The sequence below is a fragment of the Candidatus Pelagibacter sp. genome (genome assembly GCF_052049855.1).
GTDB lineage: Bacteria > Pseudomonadota > Alphaproteobacteria > Pelagibacterales > Pelagibacteraceae > Pelagibacter.
The window spans coordinates 36,777-59,877 of sequence record NZ_JBNGZE010000003.1; the positions used below are offsets into that span (position 1 = coordinate 36,777).

Consider the following 23,101-nt stretch of genomic DNA (forward strand, 5'->3'; position numbering starts at 1 on the left):
TAATGTTGATAAGTCTCATTTTTTGTTTGTTTAATTTAGTTTTATATCAGTATATTGTTGTTTTATATAATTAAGATACAACATATTGATTATGAGCTGGACAGAGGAAAAAGTAGCAAAATTAAAAGAGCTTTGGGGTAAAGGGAATACTGCTAGCCAGATTGCTGAAATAATTGGCGGCATAAGTCGAAATGCTGTTATAGGTAAAGCTCATAGACTTAATTTATCTGCAAAGATTAAAACTCGTACAGCTACTTCAAATCAGAGTTTTGATAATGCAACCACTGAAAAAAATATTCAAACGACAAAAACTGGACGAAGAAATAAATTTAAATCATTAATAATTGAAAAAAATTTTGAGCCAGAAAATCCAAAACAATTGGAAGAACTTGATGAAAATTCTTGTAAGTGGCCTATTGGTCACCCTGATGAAAAATCATTTTATTTTTGTGGAAGATCGTCTTTAAAAGATTTCTCTTATTGTAAATTGCACCTTTTGTATGCTTACCAACCTAAAGGTAAAAAGGAAGAGGTTGCTGATAAAAATGAAATTCCAGAATTTATAGAAAAAAAAATACAATCAGCTTAAATTAGTTAATACTGTTTTCTCTATCATCATTTGAGCTATATTTTTCTGTTGAAAATTGACCACCTTCTCTCCACATGTAACAATATTTTTTAACCTCATCATTAAAATGTCTTTTGCTGGGTATTCCAATTTCTGAATTTGTTTTGTATCTTCCTGATGGAATATTGTCATATTTTAAAAGTCTTAATTGATCCATTGTAATTATTGGTTTGGGTAAAATCTCAAAAAATTTTGCAGATAATTTAGCTATAGGCAGAGGAAAAGGTAATAGAATTCTTTTTTTATTAATAAGTTTTAGCAATCGTTGCAATAACTCTTTAAAAGTAATGATTTCAGGTCCTGCACACTCTATAATTTTTGAATAAACATTATTTGAAATAACATAATAAATTATATCAGTTAAATCAGAGCAATGTATTGGTGCAAACTTTGTTCTGCCATTATAGTAAAGTGGAAACAATGGAAGTCTGTTCATTAAAGTCATAAAATTGGTTGTCAGCTGATCATCTTGGGAAAATACAATTGATGGCCTCAAAATGACTGATAATGGAAAATATTTTAGGATTTCTTTTTCCCCTTCAAGTTTACTTCTTGCATAATTTGAGTCAATTGCATCATTAATGCCTAGTGCAGATAAATGTATGAAATGCTTTAAATTAGATTCTTTACAAAGTTTTGCTAAAAGAGCTGGAAAAACAGTATGTATATTTTTGAATGTATTACCTTTTCTCTGTTCAAACAATATACCAATTAAATTTACACAGACGTCAGCTTTTTTAAAAAGGGTTCTTATTTTATCTTCCTCAAATATATTGGCTTCAACAACATCAATATATCCAGCATTGGCCTGGGTCTTAATTATATAGCTTTTCTGATGGATATTCCTTGTTACCACAGTAACCTTGTAGCCATTCTTAGTTAGTTTTCTTATAAGGTTTCTGCCTATTTGACCACTACCGCCAAAAATTAGACAATTTTTTGCTTTCATATATATATGTTTAAAAATGAGTAATAATAATATTCTTCTTCACAAAAATGATCTACCAGATGATTTGAATTTAGGCAATATAATAGCTGTTGATGGTGAGTTTATGGGTCTAAATGTAAGACGTGATCCTTTATGTTTGATTCAAGTTTCATCAGGTAACTCAGATGCTCACATAGTGCAATTTGATCGGAAAAATTACAACGCACCAAACTTAATTAAAATTTTGAATGACACAAATATAAGTAAAATTTTTCATTACGGGAGAGCAGATTTAGCACATATAAAGTATTATTTAAAAACTGAAACAAATAATATTCTTGATACTAAAATTGCATCTAAGCTTGCTAGATCATATTCTGATAATCATTCATTAAAAACATTAATAAAAGAATTTATTAATATAGATATCAGTAAACAATTTCAAAACTCAGATTTTGGTGGTGAATTAACTCCTGCTCAACTGAAATACTGTGCAAATGATGTTATATTCTTACATCAAATACATCTTGAACTTCAAAAAATTTTAGAAAGAGAAAATAGAATTAAACTTTATAAAGACTGTCTTAAATTTTTAAAGACAAGAGTTGAACTTGATCTGGCTTTATTTAAAGATGATATCTGGTCTCACTAATGAATAAAAAGAAATTTATATCTATAGCTAAAGAGGTTGTTAACCTTGAAATTAAAGCACTACAAATTTTAAAAAAAAATATAAATAAGTCTTTTAGTGAAGCTGTTGTTCAAATAGCAAAATGCCAATCTAAAGTAATTTTGTGTGGAGTTGGAAAAAGTGGAATTATTGCATCAAAAATTGCCGCAACTCTATCTTCAGTTGGAACTCCCTCTTTTTTTTTGTCTGCTGGCGATTCTTCTCATGGTGATCTGGGGAGTATTTCAAAAAAAGATATTTTGATACTTATAAGCAATTCTGGTCAAACTGAAGAGTTAAAAAACATAATTCATTACGCCAACAGAAATAAAATAATTTTGATAGGAATTGTTTCAAAAAAAGATTCTGTTTTGTACAAAGCCTCAGATATTAAGCTTTTAATTCCACAAACTAAGGAAGCAGGCACGATTATACCAACCTCAAGTACAACAATGCAGCTTGCTTTAGGTGATGCTTTAGCAATTTCAACTATGAAATATAAAAAATTTGATAGACTAGATTTTAAAAAGCTTCATCCTTCTGGAAATCTTGGTGCTCAACTAAAAACTGTTGAAGATGTTATGGTTACTGGGAAAAAAATTCCTTTTATAAACGAAAAGCTAAGTATGAAAAAAGGACTTTATATATTAAGTGAAAAAAAACTTGGAATTTTAGTTGTAAGAAATACAAAAAGAAAAACTATTGGAATAATTACTGATGGACAAATTAGAAGACATAATGAGAGTAATTTTAATTTACACTTGAAAAAAGCTTATCAAATAATGACCAAAAACCCTATAAGTGTTGATAAAAATATATTGGCAGCTAAAGCACTTTCTATTATGAACAGTAAAAAAATTACTTCTTTATGTGTTCATGAAAAAAAAAATAAATCTAAAACAATTGGGGTAGTTCACGTTCATAATATATTACAATCAAACATTTCGTAAATGAAAAGAACGATAGCTATTGGTACTTCGATAATAATTTTTTTAGTAATCCTGCTTGTATTTTATTTTGAGTATTTAAAAGATGAAAATAAAATAACTAAAGAAAATGATAATATTGAAGAAAATACTTCTGTCTCAAATATAATTGAAAATGTTGAATATTCTTCAAAAGATGTCAGAGGAAATGAGTATGTAATAAGGGCCAAAACAGGCGAAATAGATATAAATGAAAATAATGTAATTTTTTTAAAAAATGTAAATGCAGTCATAAATTTAATAAATTCAAACAAAATATTAATTTATGCAGATTTTGGAAAATATAATATTAATAATTATGATACAATTTTCTCAAAAAATGTAATAATTGAGTACTTAGATAAAAAAATTACTAGCGAATATTTAGATTTTTCTATTGAAAGAAAATCAATGATTATATCAAAAAATGTAATATATAAAGATTTGTTGAATACATTAAATACAGATGTAATAGAACTAGATTTAGAAACCAAAGATACAAAAATATATATGTACGATAAGAAAAAAAAAATTTTGATAAAAAAAAATTAATATGGGAACTATAAAACCATTTAGAATTAAATCTTTCAAAAAAATTAATAGTGCTATTGAATTTGAAAGTGTTTCGTTGGCATACAGTAATAGATTTATTTTAAAAGATATCAGTTTTAAAATTCAGGAAAACACAATTCATGGTTTGTTGGGTCCAAATGGTGCTGGAAAAAGTAGTATATATCATTTAATGACTGGTCTAATTTCACCCAAAAGTGGCAATATTAAAATTGTTGATAAAAATGTAACTAATTATCCTGTATATTTAAGAACAAAACAATTTGGAATTGGTTATGTGCCTCAGTATGGAGGGGCATTTATGGACCTAACATTATTAGATAATTTAAATGCAATCAGTGAAATTGTTATAGAAAACAAAAATTATAGAATTGAGAGAATTAATTATTTAATTTCTAAATTAGAGCTAGAGAATGTAAAAGACATTAAAGCAAAACACTTATCTGGAGGTGAACGTAAAAAATTAGTCATAGCTCTTTCACTTCTAAGTGAACCTAAACTTTTACTATTAGACGAGCCTTTTAGCGCATTAGATGTCCTTACTATACAGATGTTGCAAGAGCTTATTATAAATCTACAACAAGAAAATAAAATTACTATTTGCATTTGTGATCATATTGCTACTTCTCTTTTACAAATTGTTGATAGAGCAATGATTCTTAGCAATGGAAAAATAATTGCAGAGGGTTCACCATCAAATATAATTAAAGATATAAATGCTCAAAAAGCTTATTTTGGAAGTTCATTCAAGATAAGTTAAATATAATGAGGAATGCACTTGTTATAAAAAAAAAGATTAAAAATTTTGATAAAAGAATTAGTGTAGACGGAGATAAAAGTTTAAGTATACGTTGGGTTTTATTCTCATCATTGTCAGATGGCATTTCTATAGGAAAAAATTTACTTTTATCAGAAGATGTAATGGCTGCCATTAAAGCAGTTAAAAAACTAGGAATTAAAGTAATTTTAAAAAAAAATGTTTGCAAGGTTTATGGCAAAGGAATAAACGGATTTAAATATAAAAAAAAATTAAAAATTAATGCTCAAAATTCTGGTACATTAGGAAGACTTATCTTAGGTTTATTAATTAACTCACCATATACAATAAAAATAATTGGAGATAAAAGTTTATCAAAAAGAGATTTTAAAAGAATAGCAGATCCACTTAGAAAATTTGGAGCTAAGATAAAACTAAATAAAAATAAAAATCTACCACTATTTATTACTGGCAGTAAAAATTTAAGGCCATGTATTTACACAGAAAATAAAGGCTCAGCACAATGCAAAAGTGCAGTTATATTTGCGGGTATGAGAACCGATGGAACAACTATAATAAAAGCAAAAAAATCAAGAAATCACACTGAGTTATTATCTCAATTTTTAAAATTACCAATAACCGTTAAGGAAAATAAAAATTATGATTTAATAAAAGTTAATAAAGTTAAAAAAATAAAAAAATTAAATTATTTAATACCAGCAGATATAAGTTCTAGTGCTTTCTTCATAATTTTGACTGTTCTTAACAAGAATTCAAAACTAGTAATAAAAAATGTAAATATAAATCAATCTAGAATAGGCATTATAACTATTTTACGAAAAATGGGTGTTAATATAAAATTTTTAAATCAATCAATCTATAAAGGAGAGAAAAAAGCTGACATTGAAGTCAAAAGTCCAAAAGAATTAAAAGCAATAAAATGTCCATCAAAATTAAATAGTGGAGCAATAGATGAATTTTTAGTAATTTTCTTGGCAGCTGCAAAAGCAAAGGGTATCTCCTCTTTTAAAAATTTAAGTGAATTAAATCAAAAAGAAAGTCCAAGACTTAATTGGGGAGAAATAATTTTAAATAAAATGGGAGTTAAAACAATCAAAACAAAAAACTCATTAAAAATTTATGGAAAACCAAATTTAGAAATTAATAAGAAAATAGTTATCAAAAATTACTTAAAAGATCATAGAGTCTTCATGACGAGTGTGATAGCAGCTTTATCTTTTGGTGGAGAATGGAAAATTTATGACAAAGATTCAATCAATACATCGTTTCCAAGTTTTTTAAAAATAATTAAAAATTTAAGTAAATGAAAAAGAGAAAAAAAATCATTAAAATTGCAATTGACTCACCCGCAGCAGCTGGTGCTGGGACTTTGGCAAAAGCGATATCAAAACATTATAATCTTTTTTATTTAGATACAGGTAAGATTTATAGATATTTGGCATTTTTGAAAATAAAGTTTCCAAAAAAATTTAATTTAAAATTTATTAAATTGAAAATAAAAAAACTTAAAATTAAAGATTTATCTTATAAATTTCTTTTATCTGATGAAGTGGGTACTAAAGCCTCACTCATTGCTAAAAATAAAAGTATCAGAAAAGCAGTTCATAGCTTTCAAAAAAATTTAGCTTATAATCCTCCAAAAAAATTCAAAGGTTCCTGTTTAGATGGAAGAGACATTACTTATAACATTATACCTGATGCAGATTTTAAATTTTACATAACTGCCGATGTTAAAATTAGAGCATTAAGGAGATTAAAAGAATTAAAGCATCTAAAAAAAAAAATAACTTATAAAGAAGTGTTAAAAAGCATTAAAAACCGTGATAAAAGTGACTTTAATCGAAAAATATCTCCTTTAAGAAAAACTAAAGATTCTCTATTGATTAATACAACAAACCTTAATAAAAGGGCATGTTTTTTAAAAATTAAAAAAATAATAGATAGGAAACTAATACTTAATGGAAATTTATAAAGATCTCTCAAGCCCAGCGTCTAAAGAGTTTGAAAAACTCCTTAATAGCCAACTGTCAAAAATTCAAATTGAAGAAGGAAAAATAATTGAAGGTAAAATAAACAAAATTACTGAAAAATTTGTATTCCTTTTTGTTGAGGGGTTGAAATCTGAACCGGTGTTAGACGTTAATGAGTTGAAGACAATGGGTTTATCCGAAAAAATTAAAGTCGGAGAAACAATTCCTGTTTTATTAGAAAAAATCGAAGATAAAAATGGTGAAGTTTTAGTTTCTGCAAGTAAAGCTCAAAAAATTAAGGGATGGGATAAATTAGTTGAAGCTTATGAGAAAAATGAACCGATTATGGGTAAGATTACATCTAAATGTAAAGGCGGTTGTATCGTAGAACATATTGATACAGGTTCACTAATGTTTTTACCAGGCTCTCAAATAAGTGATAAACCTTTGAAAGACATCAGTCATTTAATGAATGAACCACAAAAATTTGCACTCATTAAACTTGACAGAGTAAGAGGTAATGCATGCGTATCTAGAAGAGAAATTATTTCTTCATTTAAAAAAGAGGATAAAGCTAAAATAATCGATAAATTTAAAGTTGGAGATATAATTAAAGGAGCTGAAGTTAAAGGATACAGTTCTTTTGGTTGCTTTTTTAATGTAAATGGAGAATTAGATGTATTAGTTCATTTACAAGAGATTTCCTACTCGAGAGTTAATCATCCTGATGAAGTATTTAATATCGGGGAAAAACATGATCTAAAAGTAATAAGCGTAGATAAAGAAAAATTACAAGTTGGATGTTCAGTAAAACAATTATCACCAGATCCATTTGAACATATTGAAAATTATGAGTTAAACAAAACTTATAAAGTAAAAGTTGTTAAGTTAATGGATTTTGGTGCTTTTTGTGAATTAGAACCAGGATTAACGACACTACTTCACTCTAGTGAACTAAGTTGGACAAAAAAAAATGTATCAGCTAAAAAAATGTTCAAAGTTGGTGATGAAATTGATTGTGTTATAACTGAAATTGATAAAGAAAAAAGAAGAGTGGCTATTTCACATAGATTAACAAAAGAGAACCCGTTTGAACAATTTCAAAAAAAATATCCAGTTGATACAATTGTAGAAGGAGAAATTGTTAATAAGAATGAATACTCATTATTTGTAAAAATTGAAGATTTAGATGTAGACGCGTTTTTACATTGTAATGATTTAACATATTTAAATAATGGGGAAGATGAATTATTAAAATATAAAAAAGGTGACAAAATTAAAGTTAAAGTATTAGAAATTAAACCAACTGATCAAAAAATAAGGGTTGGTTTGAGACAAACCCAGGCAGATCCTTTTGATTGGTTTAAAGACAAATCTAAAAATCAAACCATAACTGTAAAAGTGATCTCTACAGATAATAAAGGTCTAATAGTAAGACCTGAAGGTTGTGAAATGGATTTCCAAATTAAAAAATCTGCTATTGCAATAAATGCAGCTGATGCACGTCCAAGCAGGTGGACTGGTGGTGAGAAATTAGATTGCGCAATTGCAGATATTGATTTAGCAAAAAGAAAAGTGACTTTGAGTATCAAACTATTAGAGGAAATTGAAAAAAAAGAAGCTTTAGATAAATACGGTTCTGAGGGATCTGGAAAAAATCTACCATTTTCATCATTATCTGAGGACTTAAAAAGAAAAGAAGAAAAAGAATAATTCAAGAATATTTAAATTGGCTATTGTAAAATCAAAGCTTTTAAAACAAATTTCAAAAAATTACCCAAATTTTCTTAAAAAAGATCTAGAAAAATTTTCGAATATTGTATTAAACGAAATAAAAAGTGCACTTAAAAGGGGTGACAGAGTTGAACTTAGAGGATTTGGTGTATTTTCTACAAAATTACAAAAAGCTAGAATATCTAGGAATCCTAAAACAGGCGAAAAAGTAAATACACCTGAAAAAAAAACTATTCACTTTAAAATGTCAAAAGAGTTGTTTAATAAATTAAATAATAATGAAGAATAAAACTATATTTGTTGCATGTGATACATCTAATTTAAATATAGTAAAAAAAATTCTTAGTCAAACCAAAACAAAAAAAATAAATATAATTCCAAAATTTGGTCTTCAATTTTTTTACTCTAGAAAAGGTAGAAAATTCTTAGAAACTATTAAAAGTGATTTCTGGTTAGATTTAAAAATAAATGACATTCCACAAACAGCATTATCAGCGATTGATAGCTTAAAAGATTTAAAGAGATGTAAATATATTACTGTGCATGTGAATGGTGGATTGGAAATGCTTAGATCTATAAAAAAAAAGACAAAAAAAATAAATAAAAATTTAAAAATTTTAGGTGTTACAATCTTAACAAGTCTTAATAATAAATCTCTTAAGGAAATAGGTCATACAAAAAACGTGAAAGAATTAGTTTTAAAACAAGCAGCATTAATTAAAAAATCAGGATGCGATGGTATAGTTTGTTCTGCTCAAGAAGCTTTAATAGTTCGTAAAAGATACAAAGATTTATTAATCATAACTCCAGGAATAAGATTGCCTGGTGATAGTTCAGATGATCAAATAAGAATTATGACTCCTAAACAGGCTTTTAAAAATAAGGTTTCTGGTATTGTTATAGGAAGATCTCTAACAAAAGGTAACATAATTAATAACACCAAAAAACTTGCTGATCATTTAAACAGATGATCAAAGGTTGTAAGATTTGTGGTATTAAAGATTCAAATACTTTAAATTACATAATTAATCATCCCTATCCCCCAAAATTTATTGGCTTCATTTGTAATTACCCAAAAAGCTCAAGGTATATTGAAATTGACTCATTAAAAAAATTATTAAATGTTAAAAAAAACAAAAGTGAATTTGTTGCTGTTTTAGTAAAACCTAATAATGAGATTTTAGAAGAAATAAAACATTTACCTTTTGATTATTATCAATTGTATGACTGTACACCTGAAGCAATTATAAATATAAAACGAAAATATCAAAAAAAGATTATTACAGCTTTAACAATTAAAGATAAGTCTGATGTTCTTATGTATAAGTCATTTGTTAACGTCACAGATGTCTATTTATTTGATAGTAAAGGTTATGAAAAAAGTCAGAGCTTTAATCATAACTTGATTCAAAACATCAAATTAAACAAGGAATTAATGCTAGCTGGTAATATAAAATTTGATGATAATCTAAAAAACTATGAGAAAATTGCTAATTACATAGATTTATCTGGAGGCTTAGAAACTTCTGGATTAAAAGATAAATCCAAAATAGATTTTTTTTTAAATAACTTAAATAAATTGAAAAATGAAACTTAAAAAAAAAATTCCTTTAATTGACCAGCATGATCATCAGGGTTTTTGGGGTGGTAAATTTGGAGGAAGTTTTATTCCTGAAACTTTAAAAAAACCTGTAGAAGATCTTACACGTGAGTTTTCAAAATTAAGAAATAATAAGAAATTTTTAAAAAAAAGAGACTATTATTTTAAAAATTATATAGGATCACCCACATCATTTGTAAAATTAGAAAATTTATCTGCTCATTTAGGTGGTGCTCAAATATGGGCTAAAGTTGTATCGGAGGCTAATGGTGGTGCCCATAAAATATACAATGCAACTGTTCATGCCTTAATCTGCAAAGCTATGGGGAAAAAATATATAGTTGGTGATACTGGTGCTGGTTATGCTGGTAAAATGTTAAGTATGGCTGCAAAGAAATTTGGTCTCAAATGTAAAATTTTCATGGGTGCAAAAGACATCAAGAGACAAAAACCAAATTGTGATGCTATGAGAAAAAATGGTGCTGAAATAGTTCCTGTATATTCAGGTAGTCAAACCTTAGTCGATGCAGTCAGTGAGTGTATGAGATATTGGGTATCAAATTGTGACACTACACATATGTGTGTTGGAAGTACAGTTGGTCCAAATATATTTGTAAAAATTTGTGGATGGAGTACGGCACAAATTTCAAGAGAATTAAAAAAACAAATTAAACAAGAATTCAAAAAAATCCCAAAAAAAATTAAATTAATTAACTGTGTAGGTGGTGGAAGTTCAGCATATGGTTTTTGGAGTGAATTTATAGACTTTAATAAATCACAAATAGAGTTAGTTGGAGTGGAGGCTGGAGGTCCAAAAAGATCAAAGCTCCACGCTGCTCCTTTAAGTAGAAATGCTAAAATTGGAATTTTACATGGAGCAGCATCTTATGTTTGTCAAAACAGTGAAGGTCAAATTAATGATACCGAGTCGATTAGTGCTGGATTGGATTACCCCGGTGTAAGTCCTATACATTGTTTTTTAAAAGATGCAAAAAGAGCCAGATACACTTATGCAACTGATGAAGAAGCGCTAAAAGCGCATGTGATGGTTACTAAATTTGAAAAACTTAATCCAAGTTTAGAACCTAGTCATGCATTTGCAGAGGCGATAAAAATTGCTCCAAAATTAAGTAAAGATACAATAATAATAGTTAACTCTTGTGGTGATGCTAAAAAAGATAGAGATATCTTAAGAGAAAGGTTGGGTAAAAATTAATGAATTCATTAATTAGCAAAGCTTTCTCAGTTGCAAAAAAAGAGAACAGACCAGCTTTACTTACATATACTGTCGCTGGAGATAATACTAAAAAAAAATCTTTAGAAATATTAAAATCAATTTCTAGTTACGCAGATATTTGTGAATTAGGTTTTCCACATAATACTCCTATAGCTGATGGAGGACAAATACAAACAAGTGCTTACCGAGCAATCAAAAATGGTATTAAAATTAATGATGTATTTTCAATTGTAAAAAATTTTAAAAAAATAAAAAAAAATAAACCAGTTATACTCATGGGCTATTACAACATGATATATCAATATAATGAAAATAAATTTTTAGAAAAATGCAAACAATCAAAAGTTGATGGTTTAATAGTTGTTGATTTGCCTTATCCTGAAAATAAAAATTTTGCATCAAAATGCAAAAAAAAAGCAATTACTTTTATTCAATTGGTTTCACCAACTACTTCCCAGATAAGACTAAAAAAAATCATAAAAGACTCACATAATATGATTTATTATATAAGCATGTTGTCTACAACGGGTGGTAAGCTTAAAGTGTCCCCAAAGAAAATATTAGAAAAATACAACAAAATTAAAAAACAAAATAAATCAAAAAATGTTGTTATTGGTTTTGGAATTACAGAAAAAACCATCCAATCTCTTAAAAAAGCTGATGGTTTGGTGGTTGGAAGCGCAATTTGTAAAGAAATCTCTAAATCAATTGAAAAGAGACAAAATGCGGTCACAAATGTTACTAATATTGTTAAGAGGTTAAAAAATAAAATTCAATGAACTGGATAACTAAAATTATTAAAGCAGGTGAAAAAATTAAAACTGCTATACGTGAAAGGGCTACAAAAGAAGATATTGCAAAAAGCGATTGGACATCGTGTTGCAAGGGTCCAATTTTAAAAAAAGATTTAGAGGAAAACTTATGGGTATGTCCGGATTGTAAACGTCATCATAGAATAAAACCACATCAAAGGTTTGATATTTTGTTTGGAAAAAATAATTATGAGATTTTCAAAACTCCAATACCTAAAGACGATCCACTGAACTGGATAGATTCTAAACCTTACAAAGAAAGATTGAAAAGTGCCCGAAAAAAAACAGGATTAGAATGTGGTATGATGGTTGCCTCTGGAACTATAAATAATATTAAAATTACAGCTGTAGCTTCTGATTTTGATTTTTTAGGAGCTTCAATGGCAGCAGCAGAAGGTGAGGCTTTTTTATATGGAATACAACATGCCATAGAAAATCAAACACCTTTTTTATGTATTAGTGCAGGAGGGGGAATGAGAATGATGGAAAGTTTAATTTCATTATCTCAAATGACAAGAACAACTCTTGCAATAAATGAATTAAAGAAAAATGGACTTCCATATTTAGTTTGTATCACTGATCCAACAGCAGGAGGTATTACTGCATCATACGCTATGTTAGGTGATATTCACATTGCAGAACCAGGAGCTTTAATTGCATTTGCGGGTGCAAGAGTAATTCAAGGAACTGTTAAAGAAGAATTACCTGAAGGTTTCCAAAAAAGTGAATATGTTGAAAAAACTGGTTTTGTTGATTTAATCGTTGAACGTAAAGATCTTGCCTCTAAAATTGGAACTTTATTATCAATATTGTTAAAGAAAAACTCTGATATAAGTGCTGAACAAAATGAAACTTCAGAAGATAGTCAGTCGCTTACAAGAGCTGCATCCTAAAGAAATAGATTTAAGTCTAGATCGTATTCAAAGTCTCTGCAAAAAATTAGGCAAACCTCAAGATAAAATCAAAGCAATTTCAATTGTTGGTACTAATGGAAAGTACTCAACTATCCAAGCAATGTTTTCTATTTTAAAGGAAGCAAATTTCAATTGTAATATCTACACTAGTCCTCATATCAAAAGTATCAATGAAAGGTTTGTTTTTAATAATGAAGAATTGAATAATGAAGATTTGGCAAATTTACTTGAAGAAGTTGAGGAAGCTAACAATGGTGAACCAATTACTTTCTTTGAGATACTTACTGCGGCTTATTTTTTAAAAGCATCTCAATACCCAGATAATATAAATTTAATTGAAAGTGGATTATTCTTTAGATTTGACGCTACTAATATCTTAAAAAATAACCTTGCTAGCGTTGTAACATCTATTGGCCTTGATCATTTAGATTGGCTACCTGAAAATGAACAAACTGTTGAAAAAATTATTTTTGAGAAAACATCAAGCCTTTTAAACTCAAATATTATAGTTGCAAAACAAAGCAATAAAGAAATTGTAGATGATATAAAAAAAACAATTTCAAATAACAGATCAAATAAGTTTTTCCATAATGAAAACTATAGTTTTACAATGCAAGAAAATGACTTCTTTTATTATGAAGATCAATTTGGGGGAATAAAATTACCTATGCCAAATGTTAAAGGTCAATTTCAATTAGAAAATGTCTCAACAGCAATTGCGACCCTAAGAATTTTGAAAGATTTAAAAATTAAAGATGACCACATTAAAAAAGGTATTTTAAAAATAAATTGTATTGCAAGATTACAAGAAATTAAATCTGGAAAACTTAAAGAGCTTGTAAAAGATCACAAACTTTATGTTGATGGATCTCATAACTCATTGGGAGCAAAAGTTTTGAATGAATACTTGGAAAGTTTAGATTGCAATAAACACATCATTCTTGGAATGATGGCTAATAAAGATCATAATGAATATATGAGTTTCTTTAAAGATATCTCTACATTGACTACAATAGATATACCTAATCAACCTAATTCAATTAAAGGAGGAGAGCTTAAAGATAAGCTAAACGGCTTTTCAAATATAAATTATAAGGAAAGTATAGAAGATGCTATAAAGTCAATCCCAGTAAAAGAAAACGATATAATACTTATTACTGGATCGTTATATCTTGCAGGTGAAGTTTTAAATTTAAATTAGATATTTTTATCTAAAAATTCCTTCATGTGACTTTCAGGAACTCCACCAACTTTTCTATCTACTTCAACGCCTTTTTTATAGATAATAACTGTTGGAACACCCCTGATACCTGCTGCACTTCCGGTATTTATTCCACCGTCTTCAACATCAGCATAATAGAAACCAGCCTTATCTTTATATTCATCAGATAACTTATCCATTACTGGTTTTAGTGCCTTACATGGACCACACCACTCAGCTGAAAACTGAATGACTGAAACATTTTCATTTTTAATTTTAGTATCAAAATCTTCATCTTTAAAATTTGTAAGCATATTTCCTTTCTATTAATTAGAGCCTTAAAGTCAACTATGCAATTTCATATTTTTTTTCTATAGACATAATAAATTCATTTATTTCATCTAATTTTTTTAGTTCCTCTTCATCATCTCGATTTGATGCTTGATCTCTTAAGGTGTCAATTTCTTGATAGGCCATTCCTATAGTTTGCCACTTTTCTCTATTTTTGCTTAAAATTCGTCTGGCAATTTCACTTTTTATATTTTTATATAAATCTGGTGGCAAAATATGCGGTGCTTCTTGATAAATAATTTTTTGCCCAAACCAACTACATCTTTTATCTTGAAACTTATCCAACATTCTTAATTTATCTTCCCAAGAAGAACTGTGCCAAGTTTTAAATAATTGGGTGTCTTTATTGGGAATGAATTTTTCATATAAAGTTTCTTCAGGTAATAGATCTTCCTGGGTTTGAGTTTGAGCTTTTTCTTCAGCGGCCTCTCTATTAATTATTTGAATATTTTTACAAAAATTTTGACTATTTCTAATCATTTTTGCTCTTTTCTGGATTGTTTCTAAATCTAAGTCAGCATATGCCTTCTCTTTTAATGCAAACTTTTTATCTAAAACAACAGGGGCTTTATTTGTTTTGATTACTCTAAGTGCTTTTGGACTAAACTTTTTTAAATAAACTTTAAGATCATTTATTGATAAATTTAACAAAGGTTCAGGATCTCTTCTTAAATCAAATAAATATCCCCAAGATGCATATGATGGATGAAAACAATGATCTGGATGTAATGTAGAAACAAGATACATCATATTTTTTCCTTTAACATTTTCGAAAATTGAATAAATCCCCTCACTTTTTAAGATAGTTTCAACGCTATTTTTTGTAGATGTACTTAAAAAATTTTCCCAATTGTCTTGATGTTTGTCTTTTATAATTCTTAGAATTTTTAAGCTTGTGAATGCATCATGATAAGCAGTATGTTGTTGAGATGTATCAAATCCTTGTTGTCTAGCTAAACCTTCTAAAGCTAGACTTTCATTTCCAGCTTCTGTTAATTCAGTCTTTAATGTTTCAGGATTCAAGGTTTGTGCTACTCTTGCAACATGTAAACCGTCATGTTCTTTATTAGGTGATGAATGTGTAATGTAAGGATATCTATTCCCTTTAAAAAAATTAAAATGAAACATTCGTCTATCAAAATTTAAGTTACTCCAACCCATAAACAATGCTGGACCAGCTTTAGAGAAAAAATTCTCTACTGCAGCTAAAAAATCGTAATGCGAGTAATTGCCTTTAGTAAGTAAATCAATGCTTGTTGAATTAACTAATAAGGCCTTTGCACTTGGAACCTCACCCTCAGGCATTCTGCCACGAATATTTAGCTTACCAATTTCTTTTAAGTTTTTATCAACAACTACAGCGCCTACTTCAATTATTGAGCCCCAAATTGTACTATTTGTTGTTTCTGTATCGTAAATTACTATTTTATCCATAAAATCCTAAGTTAAGTGCGATAGCTCATTAAATTTTTTTAATCTTCCTAAAAACAAATTTTGATAAACAATTAAATCATGCCCTTGAATTTTAAACTCTTGGAATAATTTATCTACTGTGCAAACCAAAATTACACAAGAAGTGATATTGGAGTTATACACAATGTTATGTGCTAATGAATATGCACTTGTTTGAAGAAGCCATGAGTCTATATATTCAGCTTTTTTAGGTTTATTACTTTGTTTAAAATCAATTATTGTTTCTTTTCCTTCATAAACTCCAACACAATCAGCAGTACCTGCATACTTCTCTGGATAATAAAGAGTGCATTCAACACCCCAAATTTCATCCAATCTATTTTTCAAACCTTTTTCTATAATTTCCTTAGCCATTAATTTGTATTGTTCGTTATCTTCAAAAAAACTTAAATTTTCTCTTCCAAGTAAATAAGACTCTAAATAGTTGTGCATTTGAGAACCTCTACTACTTGCTGCTTTTGTAATTGCCTCAGCCTCTTTTTGCCCAGTTCTTTCTCTCCAATTTGCTAATGCTGCTTTATCTTCTTCAGATCGAGTTACATCTAAAATTGAAGTGACACTTGGTAATTTTGTTTCCCCTAATAAGTATCTTCTAATGCCATCAACTGTGGCTCTTGATGATTTTGGATAATCATATTTTTGATTCCACTGCATGAGATTTCTTATAGACGTTATTCAGGAAAAAAAGAAATTAATTTTTAAGCTGCCTATTTGGTTCAACAAATTTTTCCACGTTTTCAGTTTGTACAGCTTTCTCAACCTGCTCGGGATCTTTAATATTTTCTAAGGTTCTTGAAATTGATCTTGCATCCGTTCCAAATTTATCAACAACTCCCATTGCATCTTCTAATTTTTTTCTAAGAACTATAATGTTTTCAAAATGTTTAGAAAATCTTGTACTGATTGTTTTTAAATGATTATAAATTTCTGTTGCACCTTTTTGTACCTTCAATGATTGAAATCCCATATGTAAAGACTGTAAGTAAGCAGAAAGAGTATTGGGTCCACATATTACAACTTTATATTTTTTCATTAACTCTTGAGTTAATAATTCTTTTGTACTTGGATCTTGGTATTCAGTTAACTCTTTGTATAAACTTTCTGTAGGAGCATATACGATTGCAAAATCAGTAGTTTTTGGTGGAACAATATATTTTTCATTAACACTTTTAGCTTTTGCTTTAAACGCTGAGGCTAATTTTGCTCTAGCATCTGCTACAGCCCTTTTGTCTTCCGCATCATGACCATCGGTAATTGCTTTAAATTTTTCTACTGGAAAATGACTATCAACAGGAACTAAAACATCTCCTTGAAGCTTTATTGCAAATTCAACATTTTCACTGGTATCCTCTTTCATTTTAACATTCGTCATAAATTGAGAGGCTGGTAGCAAATCTTTAATTAGAGCATCTAAGCTAAATTCTGCAAGAGTTCCATATTTCTTAACTCCAGCTAAAATTTTAGTTATCCCCTCTTGGCTTTGATTTAATAGTTGAACTTGTTGATTAAAATTACCAACCTTTTCCTCTACCTTAGTTAAAGTTTCAGTCATATCTTTAGTAACTCCAGTTGATAGATTATTAAATGAAGTCGACATTGCACCAAGTGAGCTATTGATTGTAGTGTTTAAGGTGTCTTTTAAACTTGATATTTCTGATTTTAAATTAGCTATTTCCTCAGCTTCTTTGTTTTCATTTTCATCTTTTGGCTTAGTTTTTAAATTTAGATAAAGAATAGCGAAAACGCCACCTAATAACAAAACTAGTAAAATTAACAATATATTATCCATGATTCTAATTTTTTTATTTTATCGTAAATATTTGATTAATGAATTTAAATATTTAAAAATACTTTATGGAACTAATTTTAGTATTAAAAATATTCTTTATAATTTGTGTTATTGTTGCACTTTATGCAATTATTAGAAATCTAGATATTATCAAAATTATACTAATTTATTGGAAAGACTTAATTTTTAGAAAGTAATTTTACTATTTTTTTAATACCCATTTTATTATTGGATGACTTAGAAATCATCATGCAGGCCTCTGATCTTAATATTTCTCCATCCTTTAAAATACGTAGATTGTTTGCTTTTAACGTTTCTCCGGTAGAAGTGATATCTGTAATTATTTCCGATGAGCCTGTAAAAGGATAAGCTTCAGTTGCACCCAAACTATCAATTAATTTAAATTGGGTAACGCCCTTTGAAAACAAAAATTCCCTTGTTAAGTTTGGATATTTTGTTGCTACTCTTAATCTTTTCTTTTTCTTATCTTTAAATTCAAATGCAATTTCTTCTAAATCTGCAACTGTTTGTACATCTATCCATGGATCAGGAATTGCAACTACTAATTTGGCCTTTCCAAAATTATATCTTTTAAACACATTAATTTTCTTTTGAGTATTAATTTCACTTTCCTTTAATAAATCAAAGCCAGAAAAACCTATGTCCAAAGATCCGTCTCCAAGTCTTTCTATGATCTCTCTTGCATGAAGATATAAAATCTTAATATTTTTAAATTGTTTTATAGATCCTAAAAGATCTCTTTCTCCTCTTTCAGAAATGAGTTTTAATTTGTTTTTTTTAAAAATATTTAAAACATCTTTTCTAAGTCTACCTTTACTTGGAATTCCAATATTTAAAATATTTTTTGTCATTAGTAATTTAAATTTAAAGCAGCACCCACTGCTGGAGTTTGTTTTTTTGATCCTAAGTCTGAAATTAGACCATCATAACGACCACCATTAATAATATTTTTTAATGAGTTTTTAGATTTAATATCAATTTTAAAAACCATTCCGGTGTAATATTCTAATTGTCTTCCAAAGGATGCTGAAAATACTACATTTAATTTTGAAACCTTATTATTAGAGATTGGAAAATATTTTTGATCTACAACTAGATTTATTTTGTTTTTTTTAAAAAATTTATTTAACTCATTTGCTGCTTTATTTATCGGACATTTAATTTTTAAGAAATCTTTAATTATTTTTGAAACATTCTTTCCTTTACTAGCTCTTCTAGGATCTTTTATTTTCTGATCAAACCTTTTTAGTATTTCATTAATTGTTCTTCCTGCAACAATATTTGATAAATCTTCTTTAAGCATTTTCACGTAACGCTTTTTATCTATTTCTACAATTGTTGGATCAACATCTGAATTAGTTTTTAATCTTTTTAATAAATCATTAAAATATTCTTCTCTCCAGAAGTGTCTGGCTAATCTTAGCTTCCATCTCTTTGGAATATCCAATTTTGAAATTAGCAAATTAAATATTTCAACATTTCCAATAGTTAGTGTTCCTGAAGAATATTTAATATTTTGAAGTGATTTAAGAGATGTATTTATAATTTCTTTATCGTCATTTTTCTCATCCTTAGATCCTAAAATTTCAAATCCAATTTGATTTCTAATAATTGAATCTTTTTTATTTTGTGATTTTCGATAAGCTTGGCCACTGTAGAAAATTTTTTCCTTACCTTTTAAATTATTTTCCAAATACCTTAAACAAGATGCAATTGTTAAATCTGGTCTTAAACACAACTCGCTTCCATTCTGATCAGTAAAGGAGAAGATAAACTTTCTAAAATTTTCTCCTGATCTTTGAACAATGTGATTAGCCTCAATTACTGAGGGTAAATCAATATATTTAAAACCCTTAGATTTTACTGATCTAAGGATGTTTTCAGATAAGTTTTTTGACTTCATCGATTAAATTTTCTTTTGGAAATGTTTTATTATTTTCACCCTTAACACCTTTAAGGCTTTTAATAGTGACTGTATTTTCATTAAATTCATTTTCACCACATATTATTGCAACATCCAACTCACGTTTATTTGCTAGGGTTAGTTGCTTACCTAAATTTTTTTTTGTATCCAAAAAAATTTCAGCATTGATATTATTATTTCTTAAAAGATCTAAAATTTCATAGTAATTTTTAAGATATTTTTCATCCATTACACAAACTAAAACTGGTTTTTGATTATCTAATTTTACTTGATCCAATTGCATTAAAGCAAATAACAACCGATCAACACCAAAACTAATTCCAGTGCCTGGAATATCCACACCTTTAAATCTCGAAATTAATTTTGCATAGGCTCCTCCAGAACAAATACTGCCTATATCGATTACTTTGCCTTTGTTATTTGTGACTTTAAAATTTAGATTTGTTTCAACAATAAAATCTGAATAATAAGCCAATCCCCTAACAATTGTAAAATTTGTTTTGACCTGATTTAAATTTGAACTGTAACCCAATACTTCAAATACTTGTTCTAATTCCTTTATACCTTCTTGAGACAATGGATTTTTTAATGTTTCTTTTAATTCTTTTAAATCTTTAATTTTTAAAAAATTTAGTATTTCAGATGCTTGTTCATCGTTTAAATCTGCACCCTTAGTGACTGCACCACTTATATCTTTTCTTTCTTTTTTAAGTAGATCTTCAACACCTTTTAAACCAAAACCTGGTTTATCTAATTTGTCAATTGCCCTAATTACTTTTACTTGCTTTTCTTCTGATATTTTTAAATCATCAATTAATCCTTGAACTATTTTTCTATTACTGATGTTAATAGTAAATTGATCTTTTTTAAGACCGCAATCTAACAAAGTACTTGATATTAAATTGCAAAGCTCCGCATTTGCTTGGGCAGAATTAACATTTCCAATAATATCAAAATCTGCTTGCATGAATTCCCTGTATCTTCCATTACCAGCCTTTTCATTCCTAAAGACATTTTGAATGGCATACCTTTTAAAGATTGATGGAAGTTCTTGATTATTTTGTGCAACAAATCTAGCTAGCGGGCTTGAAAGATCATACCTAAGAGTAATGTTTTTTTCTCCATCCTGAAATGAGAATACATCAGACATAGGATTAGCGTCATCTTCTGCCAAAAAAGATCCTATATTTTCACTTATTTCAAACGAAGGGGTTTCCAGAGCCTCTGCTCCAAATTTGATAAAATTATTCTCAATAGCTTTTAAAAGCTTTTTTTTGAGAAGAAGTTTTTTATCCCAACGATCTTCAAATCCTGAAGGTAATCCAGGAATTAATTTTTTTTCTTTATTCATTTTTTGGTACCCGGGCTGAGAGTCGAACTCAAACTTAAAGTTCCACAAACTTCCGTGCTAACCATTACACCACCCGGGCTTATCCTCTTTGTTTTTATCTTATTTTATGTGGATTTAAAATTATAATATAAATAAATAGCCTACTGGCTATGAAAACAGTTTCTGTGAGTACTTCTAAAAGTCTTTCTGTATATAATATTTATATTCATGTGCAGTCTTTTAGACAAAAAAAATTAATATTCAAGGCCTAAATAGAAAAGGACGTTTGTCTATTTAATAGATTAAACGCCCTTTTAAATAATTTCTAAATTAGTCTATTTTTTTTAAATTAACTGCAGAAGGACCTTTGGGACCATCTTCTAATGTGAATTCAAGTTTATCACCTTCATTGAGATATCTCATACCGGCAGCTTTTACCGCTGAAGCGTGAACAAAGGCATCTTTTTCTTTATCATCTCTTTCAATGAAGCCATATCCCTTTTTACCATTATACCATTTAATTTTTCCTTGTAGTGTACTCATCTTATTTCTTAGTCCTATTGTTATTTATTATCTCTTAAAGTTAATTTCTTTTACGATTATTTCAAGACGAAAGTTTGTGGTGGTGGCTGAGGAAGGATTCGCACCTCCGACACAAGCCTTTTCAGGGCTCTGCTCTACTCCTGAGCTACTCAGCCTTATTTATCCTCTAAAGATAATTCTTCCTTTAGTAAGATCGTAAGGTGTCATTTCAACTGTCACATTATCACCTTGGAGAACTCTAATTCTGTTTTTTCTTAACTTACCAGCTGTATGGGCAGTAACGGTATGTCCATTTTCTAATTTTACTCTAAACATAGCATTAGGAAGTAGATCTATAACTGTACCTTTAAATTCCAGTAAGTCTTGTTTTGACAAATTTATTTTCTCCTTATTCGTTTTACTACAGATTGAGCGTGTCCAACCAACCCTTCGTAATTTGCAAGTGTTATAACTGATGGTCCAAGACTTTCAATACCCTTTTTTGATAAGTTTATATATGAAATCCTTTTATAAAATTCATTTACACTTATACCGCTTGAGTATTTTGCAGAACCATTAGTTGGCAACACATGGTTTGATCCAACATTATAATCAGTCATTGCCATCACTGCATATTTTCCTAAACATATTGATCCTGAATTTTTTATTTTTGGAACTAACGATTTGTAATTTTTAATATTTAATTCTAAATGTTCTGGTGCAATTTTATTTACAACACTTGTTATTTTAGCATCTGAAGAAATATACATAAGAATTCCATTATTAATTAAACTTCTTCTTGCAACAGAAGCTCTTGGAATTTCTTTTAATTGTTTAGTAATTTCAATTTTTACTTTATCTAGCAAATTTTTATCTTTTGAAATCAAAATACATTGTGCAAGAATATCATGTTCAGCTTGTCCAATTAAATCACTTGCAACCCACTCAGGATTTGAAAATTTGTCACAAACGACAGTCACTTCTGAAGGACCTGCAGTCATACTTTCAATTCCAACAACACCAAAAACTTCTTTTTTTGCTGCTGCAACATATGCATTTCCTGGACCAACTATTTTATGAACTTTTTTAATTTTTTTAGTCCCATAAGATACTGCTGCAATAGCAGAAGGGCCCCCGATAGAGTAAATTTCTTTTATTTTGCATTTTTTGGCAGCATATAATACTGCTGGATTTTGTTTTCCTTTATGGCCTGGATTAATCATAACTATTCTCTTAACACCTGCTACAATTGCCGGAATAGCATTCATCAACACACTCGATGGGTATGAAGCAGTAGAACCAGGAACATAAATTGCCACAGACTCCAAAGGCACATATTTATATTCAAGTTTGTTTTTTAATTTATCTGTATAAGAAATATTTTTAAATTTTTGAAGTGAATGAAATTTATAAATTCTATTATAAGCCGTATCGATTGCCTTCTTTACTTTTTTATCAAGTAAATTTATAGATTTTTTTATTTGTTTTGAACTTGGAATAATTATGTTGTTTTGATTAAATCTTTTCTCGTATTTTAATAATGCTTTATCTCCATTTTTTTTAACATCTTTAATTATTTTTGTTACAGTAACAGAGTCTGATTGAATTTTTTTTTTTCTCTGTAAAAGCAAATTCTCTAATAATTTATCAAAATTTTTACTTTTGCTATTTAGTATCTTCATAA

General features: G+C 28.3%; 26 protein-coding genes and 2 tRNA genes. 15 read left to right on the plus strand and 13 right to left on the minus strand.

The window, feature by feature from the left end; translation table 11 throughout:
• The first annotated feature begins 91 nt into the window (after positions 1-91).
• Complete coding sequence (locus ACTT9X_RS05705; RefSeq protein WP_440934679.1) at positions 92-589, plus strand: GcrA family cell cycle regulator; 498 nt, start codon at positions 92-94, stop codon at positions 587-589.
• A 1-nt stretch (position 590) separates the two neighbouring features.
• Here ACTT9X_RS05705 and ACTT9X_RS05710 read toward each other — a convergent pair whose 3' ends face one another.
• Positions 591-1,577, minus strand: coding sequence for a complex I NDUFA9 subunit family protein (locus ACTT9X_RS05710; protein WP_440934680.1), 987 nt, complete (start codon positions 1,575-1,577; stop codon positions 591-593).
• Between the two features lie 16 nt (positions 1,578-1,593).
• Here ACTT9X_RS05710 and ACTT9X_RS05715 point away from each other — a divergent pair, with 16 nt between their 5' ends.
• Genes ACTT9X_RS05715 through ACTT9X_RS05780 form a run of 14 tightly spaced genes read left to right on the plus strand, consistent with a single transcriptional unit; the run spans position 1,594 to position 14,007 of the window.
• The gene (locus tag ACTT9X_RS05715; RefSeq protein ID WP_440934681.1) at positions 1,594-2,208 is read left to right on the plus strand and encodes a ribonuclease D; all 615 of its coding nucleotides are present in this window, start codon (positions 1,594-1,596) and stop codon (positions 2,206-2,208) included.
• On the plus strand, positions 2,208-3,176 hold the full coding sequence (locus tag ACTT9X_RS05720; protein WP_440934682.1) for a KpsF/GutQ family sugar-phosphate isomerase: 969 nt from the start codon (positions 2,208-2,210) through the stop codon (positions 3,174-3,176). Before ACTT9X_RS05715 ends, ACTT9X_RS05720 begins: the two co-directional genes overlap by 1 nt.
• Complete coding sequence (gene lptC, locus ACTT9X_RS05725; RefSeq protein ID WP_440934683.1) at positions 3,177-3,743, plus strand: LPS export ABC transporter periplasmic protein LptC; 567 nt, start codon at positions 3,177-3,179, stop codon at positions 3,741-3,743.
• Position 3,744: 1 nt separating this feature from the next.
• The gene (locus ACTT9X_RS05730) at positions 3,745-4,521 is read left to right on the plus strand and encodes an ATP-binding cassette domain-containing protein (protein WP_440934684.1); all 777 of its coding nucleotides are present in this window, start codon (positions 3,745-3,747) and stop codon (positions 4,519-4,521) included.
• A 5-nt stretch (positions 4,522-4,526) separates the two neighbouring features.
• Positions 4,527-5,846 carry a 3-phosphoshikimate 1-carboxyvinyltransferase gene (aroA, locus tag ACTT9X_RS05735; protein ID WP_440934685.1) on the plus strand — a complete coding sequence of 440 codons (1,320 nt, stop codon included), beginning with the start codon at positions 4,527-4,529 and terminating at the stop codon, positions 5,844-5,846.
• The gene (gene cmk / locus ACTT9X_RS05740; protein WP_440934686.1) at positions 5,843-6,511 is read left to right on the plus strand and encodes a (d)CMP kinase; all 669 of its coding nucleotides are present in this window, start codon (positions 5,843-5,845) and stop codon (positions 6,509-6,511) included. The genes aroA and cmk overlap by 4 nt, the downstream gene beginning before the upstream one ends.
• Positions 6,498-8,222, plus strand: coding sequence for a S1 RNA-binding domain-containing protein (locus ACTT9X_RS05745; RefSeq protein WP_440934687.1), 1,725 nt, complete (start codon positions 6,498-6,500; stop codon positions 8,220-8,222). The genes cmk and ACTT9X_RS05745 overlap by 14 nt, the downstream gene beginning before the upstream one ends.
• A gap of 16 nt (positions 8,223-8,238) precedes the next feature.
• Entirely contained in the window at positions 8,239-8,532 is a 294-nt protein-coding gene (locus ACTT9X_RS05750; RefSeq protein ID WP_440934688.1) for an HU family DNA-binding protein, read from the plus strand.
• Entirely contained in the window at positions 8,522-9,214 is a 693-nt protein-coding gene (gene pyrF / locus ACTT9X_RS05755) for an orotidine-5'-phosphate decarboxylase (RefSeq protein WP_440934689.1), read from the plus strand. Before ACTT9X_RS05750 ends, pyrF begins: the two co-directional genes overlap by 11 nt.
• Positions 9,211-9,840 carry a phosphoribosylanthranilate isomerase gene (locus ACTT9X_RS05760; RefSeq protein WP_440934690.1) on the plus strand — a complete coding sequence of 210 codons (630 nt, stop codon included), beginning with the start codon at positions 9,211-9,213 and terminating at the stop codon, positions 9,838-9,840. The genes pyrF and ACTT9X_RS05760 overlap by 4 nt, the downstream gene beginning before the upstream one ends.
• Complete coding sequence (locus tag ACTT9X_RS05765) at positions 9,830-11,059, plus strand: tryptophan synthase subunit beta (protein ID WP_440934691.1); 1,230 nt, start codon at positions 9,830-9,832, stop codon at positions 11,057-11,059. Before ACTT9X_RS05760 ends, ACTT9X_RS05765 begins: the two co-directional genes overlap by 11 nt.
• Positions 11,059-11,859 (plus strand): tryptophan synthase subunit alpha, encoded by an 801-nt coding sequence (gene trpA / locus ACTT9X_RS05770; protein WP_440934692.1) that lies wholly within the window; start codon positions 11,059-11,061, stop codon positions 11,857-11,859. Before ACTT9X_RS05765 ends, trpA begins: the two co-directional genes overlap by 1 nt.
• A complete protein-coding gene (locus ACTT9X_RS05775) occupies positions 11,856-12,785 on the plus strand; it encodes an acetyl-CoA carboxylase carboxyltransferase subunit beta (protein WP_440934693.1) in 930 nt (309 codons plus the stop codon). Before trpA ends, ACTT9X_RS05775 begins: the two co-directional genes overlap by 4 nt.
• The gene (locus ACTT9X_RS05780) at positions 12,739-14,007 is read left to right on the plus strand and encodes a bifunctional folylpolyglutamate synthase/dihydrofolate synthase (RefSeq protein ID WP_440934694.1); all 1,269 of its coding nucleotides are present in this window, start codon (positions 12,739-12,741) and stop codon (positions 14,005-14,007) included. The genes ACTT9X_RS05775 and ACTT9X_RS05780 overlap by 47 nt, the downstream gene beginning before the upstream one ends.
• Here the strand turns inward: ACTT9X_RS05780 and ACTT9X_RS05785 are convergent.
• From ACTT9X_RS05785 to hisD, 12 genes are all read right to left on the minus strand, one after another.
• The gene (locus ACTT9X_RS05785) at positions 14,004-14,321 is read right to left on the minus strand and encodes a thioredoxin family protein (protein WP_440934695.1); all 318 of its coding nucleotides are present in this window, start codon (positions 14,319-14,321) and stop codon (positions 14,004-14,006) included. The two genes, ACTT9X_RS05780 and ACTT9X_RS05785, sit on opposite strands and share 4 nt — an antisense overlap.
• 34 nt (positions 14,322-14,355) lie before the next feature.
• Positions 14,356-15,792: an exonuclease domain-containing protein gene (locus ACTT9X_RS05790; RefSeq protein WP_440934696.1), complete on the minus strand. Its 1,437-nt coding sequence runs from the start codon at positions 15,790-15,792 to the stop codon at positions 14,356-14,358.
• A gap of 6 nt (positions 15,793-15,798) precedes the next feature.
• Positions 15,799-16,485 carry a hypothetical protein gene (locus ACTT9X_RS05795; RefSeq protein ID WP_440934697.1) on the minus strand — a complete coding sequence of 229 codons (687 nt, stop codon included), beginning with the start codon at positions 16,483-16,485 and terminating at the stop codon, positions 15,799-15,801.
• A gap of 37 nt (positions 16,486-16,522) precedes the next feature.
• The gene (locus tag ACTT9X_RS05800; protein WP_440934698.1) at positions 16,523-17,620 is read right to left on the minus strand and encodes a DNA recombination protein RmuC; all 1,098 of its coding nucleotides are present in this window, start codon (positions 17,618-17,620) and stop codon (positions 16,523-16,525) included.
• 179 nt (positions 17,621-17,799) lie between these two features.
• Positions 17,800-18,492 (minus strand): ATP phosphoribosyltransferase, encoded by a 693-nt coding sequence (gene hisG, locus ACTT9X_RS05805; RefSeq protein ID WP_440934699.1) that lies wholly within the window; start codon positions 18,490-18,492, stop codon positions 17,800-17,802.
• A complete protein-coding gene (locus tag ACTT9X_RS05810) occupies positions 18,492-19,544 on the minus strand; it encodes an ATP phosphoribosyltransferase regulatory subunit (RefSeq protein WP_440934700.1) in 1,053 nt (350 codons plus the stop codon). Before ACTT9X_RS05810 ends, hisG begins: the two co-directional genes overlap by 1 nt.
• Entirely contained in the window at positions 19,522-20,916 is a 1,395-nt protein-coding gene (hisS, locus tag ACTT9X_RS05815) for a histidine--tRNA ligase (protein ID WP_440934701.1), read from the minus strand. The genes ACTT9X_RS05810 and hisS overlap by 23 nt, the downstream gene beginning before the upstream one ends.
• Before the next feature lie 4 nt (positions 20,917-20,920).
• Positions 20,921-20,995: transfer RNA gene (locus ACTT9X_RS05820), tRNA-His, on the minus strand.
• Between the two features lie 230 nt (positions 20,996-21,225).
• On the minus strand, positions 21,226-21,438 hold the full coding sequence (locus tag ACTT9X_RS05825; RefSeq protein ID WP_023854396.1) for a cold-shock protein: 213 nt from the start codon (positions 21,436-21,438) through the stop codon (positions 21,226-21,228).
• Between the two features lie 80 nt (positions 21,439-21,518).
• Positions 21,519-21,593: transfer RNA gene (locus ACTT9X_RS05830), tRNA-Phe, on the minus strand.
• A gap of 4 nt (positions 21,594-21,597) precedes the next feature.
• A complete protein-coding gene (gene infA, locus ACTT9X_RS05835) occupies positions 21,598-21,813 on the minus strand; it encodes a translation initiation factor IF-1 (RefSeq protein ID WP_023854397.1) in 216 nt (71 codons plus the stop codon).
• 2 nt (positions 21,814-21,815) lie between these two features.
• Positions 21,816-23,099, minus strand: a complete 1,284-nt coding sequence (gene hisD / locus ACTT9X_RS05840; protein ID WP_440934702.1) for a histidinol dehydrogenase — start codon at positions 23,097-23,099, stop codon at positions 21,816-21,818.
• Positions 23,100-23,101 lie beyond the last annotated feature (2 nt).